General features: G+C 52.5%; 6 protein-coding genes. 4 read left to right on the top strand and 2 right to left on the bottom strand.

Annotated features, from left to right (window positions below):
• Positions 1-184: 184 nt before the first annotated feature.
• Positions 185-340: a DUF433 domain-containing protein gene (locus NP596_RS19865; RefSeq protein WP_256617133.1), complete on the bottom strand. Its 156-nt coding sequence runs from the start codon at positions 338-340 to the stop codon at positions 185-187.
• Between the two features lie 98 nt (positions 341-438).
• Here NP596_RS19865 and NP596_RS19860 point away from each other — a divergent pair, with 98 nt between their 5' ends.
• Genes NP596_RS19860 through NP596_RS19850 form a run of 3 tightly spaced genes read left to right on the top strand, consistent with a single transcriptional unit; the run spans position 439 to position 3,441 of the window.
• Entirely contained in the window at positions 439-690 is a 252-nt protein-coding gene (locus NP596_RS19860) for a hypothetical protein (RefSeq protein ID WP_256617132.1), read from the top strand.
• Positions 691-706: 16 nt separating this feature from the next.
• Complete coding sequence (locus NP596_RS19855) at positions 707-1,909, top strand: GTPase (protein WP_256617131.1); 1,203 nt, start codon at positions 707-709, stop codon at positions 1,907-1,909.
• Positions 1,906-3,441: a GTPase family protein gene (locus tag NP596_RS19850; protein ID WP_256617130.1), complete on the top strand. Its 1,536-nt coding sequence runs from the start codon at positions 1,906-1,908 to the stop codon at positions 3,439-3,441. Before NP596_RS19855 ends, NP596_RS19850 begins: the two co-directional genes overlap by 4 nt.
• 46 nt (positions 3,442-3,487) lie before the next feature.
• On the opposite strand, the gene NP596_RS19845 is transcribed toward NP596_RS19850, so the two are convergent.
• Positions 3,488-3,823: a hypothetical protein gene (locus NP596_RS19845; protein WP_256617129.1), complete on the bottom strand. Its 336-nt coding sequence runs from the start codon at positions 3,821-3,823 to the stop codon at positions 3,488-3,490.
• 567 nt (positions 3,824-4,390) lie between these two features.
• Between NP596_RS19845 and NP596_RS19840 the strand changes: the two genes are divergently transcribed.
• On the top strand, positions 4,391-4,770 hold a 380-nt coding region (locus NP596_RS19840; protein WP_256617128.1), incomplete at its 3' end, for an esterase/lipase family protein.

Here is a 4,770-nt window from a genome sequence, read left to right as displayed (position 1 = left end):
ATCTGCCGTATGGTGACAATTGGATTGGCGGATCGCCTAACGGCATCAGCCCTACGGCCGATGACCCAATTATTGGTCCCGGTAATTTTAGGTTTTCTCCGGCCCGGGGCATATGCTTCAACTTTGAATGTCCAGCGCAACCAATCGGCCAGATTAGGCGGTAGTTGGGCGTCAACCCAAAAAATCATGCGACCACTCGTTCAAGGTTGGCTCGTCGGGCTGCATAGAGGAGGCAGGCCTGGATATCAGCGGGCTCTAGGTCCGGGTAGTCAAGCAGAATTTCCTCGCTACTGACACCCGCTGCCAGTATCTGCAATATGTCACTGACCCGTATTCTCATGCCGCGAATACCCCTGGATCGCTTTCATAAAATTGTCATATTTATTACCTATCATCCGTGGTTAAAGTTGAAATGCAAAGCACTGAACCATCGAGACCATGTCGAAATCCATTCTGGTAAAAATCAAGCAGCCGCCCGAAACGCTTTTCGAGAAAGCGCAACAAGCGGCCAACGGCCAAGGATATAAACTGGTTGGCGATGCCAGCAAAGGTTTGATCTCGGGTTCCGGCGTCAGAGGCAGTTATAAATTCAACGGTAATAATGTGTTGATCCTGACTATCAACGACAAACCCGCTTTATTGTCATGGAAGACGGTTGAAGAAAAGCTGATCGGCTTTCTGACCGAATAATCCATACTTTTTTGCCATGTCGATCTGGAATAAATACTACGCATCCGTATTTTCTCCACAAGTTGACGATGTCAAAATCAACGCTTGGCTGGAAGGCATCAGAGCGACGCTGCCCACACCGGTATTCTGGTTGCTGGGCAAAACCCAATCCGGCAAAACCTCGCTGATCCGCGCCCTGACCGGCGATAGCCGGGCGCAAATCGGTAACGGCATGCAGTCCTGCACCCGCTCCGCATTCGCTTACGACTTTCCGAACAGCGAGAACCCCATTCTAAAGTTTCTGGATACCCGCGGTTTCGGCGAGGTCGATTACGACCCCAAGGACGATATTGAACTTTTCCGGGAACAAACCCAAGTCGTGATCGTGGTGATCAAGGCCATGGACCATGCTCAGCACGCGGTTATCGACACGCTGCGCAAAATTCTGAAAAGCAAGCCGCATTGGCCGGTCATCGTGGTACAAACCGCCTTGCATGAAGGCTATCCTAACCACGCCTTCGAACATATCGCGCCTTACCCTTTTCAAAACGAGAATTGGCCCGCCCTGGTGCCGGTTGATTTGAAGCGCTCGCTGCTCGCGCAACGGGAATTGTTTAAAGGCATCAACGCACAGTTTGTTCCGGTCGACTTCACGCTGCCCGAAGACCAATACCATCCCATGTATTACGGACTGGAAGCCTTTTGGTACAGTCTGGAAACCGCCATGCCGCATGGTATGGTCGGCTTGTTGCACCACATGCGGGATCTGCGCCTGGAGTTGTTCGATATCTACGAACAAACCGCCATGCCGCATATCATGACTTACTCGGTATTGGCCGGCGCGGCCGGCGCCATTCCCGTGCCGCTGGTGGATATTCCGCTGGTCACTTTACTGCAGATGAAAATGTTGCAGACGCTGGCATCGATTTACCGTTACCCGCTTAACGGCGAGCATGTCGCGGAAATCGGCGGCGCGCTGGGCATCAGTTTTTTGACCAATTGGGGGCGACGGGAGCTGATCAAACTCGTACCCGGTTTCGGCGCGCCGATTTCCGCGTTATTGACCGCGGCCACCACCTTTGCGTTGGGAAAGACCCTGATTATCTACTTCCAGAGTAAAAGGAACGGTCTTGTACTGGGCAAACAGCATTTCCAAACCGTTTATGCCGAACAACTCACCGCCGGCAAGGTATTGATGAAAGATTACACCGGCCGTCATCAACCCAAGGTGTCGCCATGAGTCAAAAGCGCCGCTGGCATATCCTGGTATTCGTCATGCTGCTGCCGCTGACGGTCCCATTGCTGGCCGGCGGTTATTGGCTGTGGCTCAACCATCTGCTGATCTGGTGGATTGCCGCATCGGCGGCCTTGGCCTTAAGCTGGTGGGGCGTCAACCGGCTATTCAAAAAATACCGCCCCGAACCCAAGTGGCTGGATATTTCCGACAGCATGGTCCGGACCAAGCAAAGCGAACAAGCTTGGCGCAAAATCGAGGCTATTTCCGTTTGCGAGCGCGGCGGCAACCCCGATTTAAGCGACAGCCGTTTTTATTTGGATGCGATTACCCGGGTGATGAACGACGTGGCCGAAGTGTATTACCCGCGGCAAAAACAAGCCGTCCTGGAAATCAAAATTCCTTATTTGCTGAAGGTCGTCGAAATATTCGCCCAGGAACTCAGGCTTAACTTTACCGAAAACGTGCCGGGCAGCCACCTATTTTCTATTAACGACCTGGCGAAAGGACGCAGGATTGCCGGCAAGGGCCGGGAATTGTACCGTTTGTTCAGAATAGTCACGGCCGGCATAGACCCGGTTTCGGCCGTGATACGCGAACTCAGAATGTTCGCCAATGCCAATATGCTGGCCGATTCCGCCGTCGATTTGAAGCGCTGGCTGATCGATGCCTATATCAAGAAAGTCGGCTATTACGCCATTGAATTGTATAGCGGTAATTTGGCGCTGGACGACGACGCATTTAGCAAACCAACCCGGAAAACCCAACAGGAAATCAAAAAAATCCAGGCGCGGGAAAAATCCCTGCACGCCGAACCGTTCCGCCTCTTGATCGTCGGCCAGACCAATGCCGGAAAGGCCAGTCTGGTTAACGCGATGGCGGACAAACAAATGGCAATCTCCGCACCCACGCCGAATCGGCTGCACAGCCAGACTTACTTGCTGCGCCCGGCCGAGTTTCCGGCCACCATCATTGCCGACAGCCAACGCTATGAGGCGTCCGATTCCGGCAAACACCGGCAAACCTTATTGAAAACCGCCAACAGAAGCGATGTTGTGATCCTGGCTGTATCCGCTACTAATCCGGCTAACCAAATCGACAAGTCTATCCTGGACGATATAAAACGCCTGGACAACAATCCGCGCATCCTTATCGCCCTAACCCATATCGACCGTCTGCGGCCGTTCAGGGAATGGCTGCCACCGTATGATTTTAGCGGCCTAAATTCGGCCAAGGCGCGGAGCATCCACGAGTGTACGGCAACCATTGCGCGGCGGCTTGAGATAGACCCGGCGCAAATCGTGCCGGTTTGTCTGCATGGCGAAAAAATCTACAACGTCCGGGAGCGGTTATTGCCGTTGCTGCTGCAACAATTCGAACTCAACGACGCTAAACGCCATCTGCGTTACCTTGATGGACACAAGCGAGAGCAGCAACAAAAAAGGCTGTGGAAACAAATACGGAATGCGGGCGTTTGGCTGTCGCATCAAGGCGTTAATTGGCTAAGCAAGCCGAAGCCTTTATATAGAAGTTTATAAAAAACAGCGAGCGGGCATTTCGCCCGACTCGCTGCTTCGGATTCGCTTAAGCGTTTACAACCGTGCTATCAACGATAGCCTGTTTCGCTTCGAAATCCTTGATTGCGGATTCGGAACCTTCGTGTAAACCTTTGCTGACTACACCGTTGTCGGGGAAAACCTTGCTCACGACCAGCGCGCTGTATACCGCCCCGTACGCCAATCCGTAACACACGCCGTAAACCGCGCGATTTGCCAGTTTAATCGGTGAAATCGCAACTTTGGTGGCCGCTTTTTTGGCCGCGTGAGTGCCTTTTTTAACGGCGTGAGCCGCTGTTTTTCTGATATTCATGGTGTTTTCAACCACAATGCCTTCAACAACTTCCGGATTTTCAGTTGTCATGCTACACCTCCCAAGTTAAAGGTTAATAAAGACATGGCGATGAGCTTAGAAATACTGAACGGCAAAACCGCTGCTTCCCTTCAACAGCACGGAAACAAGCTGCCGCCATATTTTGATCATATACCCGTTTTTGAATATGTAAATACCTTGTAATACATTTTCGGCAATTAATTTGGCGTGTCCCGGCAAGCATCGGCATACTGGGTTTGATTTCATTTTTCAGGTTTTCCGGGCGAGTAGTTGGCGACTCTTTTTTGCTGTTGGACTGTACGTTGGTTGCCGCCGAACTGCTCGAGCAGTTCGATAGCCGGTTTTTTTTCAGCCTATGTTTTACGTAACTATTCAGTGTAGGTTAGGTAGGCGCCAGCCGTAATCCAACGCATCGGCTTATGGCGGTGCAATGGCTTCGATTGTCGGGTTACGCTCTATCGTGCTTTTATGCCCTTGAGGGTAACCCGACCTACGCAATCGCCCGGAAATCGGCATGTTACAACTGTTTGAGGCGTTGCATGTATACTTCGGCCAATGTCACAAATACTGTGTAAATGATCCCAAACCCGATTCGATATGACCGCAATTCCAAAAACGAGAGTGCTGTTTGTACACGGCATGGGCCGGTCGCCGCTGTCCGGCTGGCCGATGTTGCGGCAACTTAAAGCGGCCGGCTTCGAGGTCGGCTGTTTCGGCTATTTCACCAGCGTGGAAAGTTTTTCATGCATAGCCGAACGGCTTGCCAGACGCATTGCCGAAATTGCCGCGCAAGGCGAATATATATTGATCGGACATTCGTTGGGCGGCGTCTTGATTCGAGCCGCCGTGAATTCGCTGCCCGCAACCGTGCGCTTGCCGGCGCATGTATTTCTGCTCGGTTCGCCCACCCGCGCCTCCCGGCTTGCGCAACGTTTCGGCCGGAATCCTGTGTTTCGCCGGTTGACCGGCGATTGCGG

It is taken from the genome of Methylomonas rivi (genome assembly GCF_024505165.1).
In the GTDB taxonomy this organism is placed as follows: Bacteria; Pseudomonadota; Gammaproteobacteria; order Methylococcales; family Methylomonadaceae; genus Methylomonas; species Methylomonas rivi.
This window is presented reverse-complemented; position numbering and strand designations above follow the sequence as displayed.

Coding starts and splice junctions, on each gene's coding strand:
- NP596_RS19850 (WP_256617130.1), top strand. CDS start 1,906: ATGAGTCAAAAGCGCCGCTGGCATATCCTGGTATTCGTCATGCTGCTG.
- NP596_RS19855 (WP_256617131.1), top strand. CDS start 707: ATGTCGATCTGGAATAAATACTACGCATCCGTATTTTCTCCACAAGTT.
- NP596_RS19845 (WP_256617129.1), bottom strand. CDS start 3,823: ATGACAACTGAAAATCCGGAAGTTGTTGAAGGCATTGTGGTTGAAAAC.
- NP596_RS19860 (WP_256617132.1), top strand. CDS start 439: ATGTCGAAATCCATTCTGGTAAAAATCAAGCAGCCGCCCGAAACGCTT.
- NP596_RS19865 (WP_256617133.1), bottom strand. CDS start 340: ATGAGAATACGGGTCAGTGACATATTGCAGATACTGGCAGCGGGTGTC.